Below are 1176 nucleotides of genomic sequence, written 5' to 3' on the forward strand. Positions count from 1 at the left end.
CTGCTCAGCTGCTTTTCACCTACAGTAAACTGATGTCTGAATGTGAAACATTCAAATTAGTGCCAAAAGCAAAAATTACCCATTCATGCCAAATCTATGATGCCGACTTCAGTGCTGATAACCTCCATGTGGTGACTACCAGCTTTGATAAAAGAGCGATCATCACAGGCCAGAAGACCGATGGATCATGGGAAACAAAAGCTACCATTGACCATAAAACTTGTTTCTTATCAGCCACCTTCACTACCGATGGCCGTCAAATGGCGACCGTCTGTTCCGATCCCATGGTGAAAATCTGTGGTCAGGACGACGATGGATCATGGAAAGTAAAAGCCATTATTTACCATAAATCGCCGGTCATCTCAGCCACCTTCAGTGCAAATGACCAGCAACTATTGACCGCCTGTGTATATGGAACATTGAAAATCTATGAACAGGAGACTGATGGATCATGGGAAGCAAAATACACTATTCACCACAATGCTCTGGTCACGTCGGTCGGCTTCAGCGCCGATGCCAATCATTTGTTTGTCTTAACTGATGATAAGCATGATAAGAATGCAACAATTTATGGTCTGGAACACGATGGCACATGGGGAGTAAAAACCACTATTTACCATAATGATTCTGTCAGCTCAGCCACCTTCAGCGCCGATGGCCGCTCTTTGGTGACCGCAAGTTTGGATGGCACGGCGAAAATCTATGGCCCGCAGGCCGATGGATCATGGGGAGAAATGACCACCATTACCCATAAAAATGCGGTCAAATCAGCCTCTTTCAGTCCCGATGACCGCCTTGTGGTGACTGCCAGTCTGGACAAAACTGTGAAAATCCACGAACGGCAAACCAATGGATTATGGGAAACAAAATACACCTTTTGCCAAAATGCTTGGGTCTTGTCAGCCACCTTCAGCGCCGATGGCCACCATATAGTCACCACCGATTGCCTTGACACGATAAAAATCTACAGCCTGCAGGCGGATGGATCATGGGAAGAAACAGCCAGCATTACCCATGAGCGTTATGTCCTCTCAGCCAACTTCAGTCCCGATAGCTGCCTCGTGGTGACCGCCGGTGATGACAAAGCGGCGAAAATTTATGGCCTTGGGCCCGATGGGTCGTGGATAAAAAAAGCCATCATTTCTCACGGGCCGGTGATCACCTCAGCTAAATTCA

At 47.3% G+C, this 1176-nt stretch carries 1 protein-coding gene; it reads left to right on the top strand.

Features of this window, described 5'->3' with window-relative positions:
* Positions 1-32: 32 nt before the first annotated feature.
* On the top strand, positions 33-1176 hold a 1144-nt coding region (locus KDK19_RS21530; protein ID WP_257292915.1), incomplete at its 3' end, for a WD40 repeat domain-containing protein.

Source organism: Endozoicomonas sp. ONNA1 (assembly GCF_024606325.1).
Lineage (GTDB): Bacteria > Pseudomonadota > Gammaproteobacteria > Pseudomonadales > Endozoicomonadaceae > Endozoicomonas_A.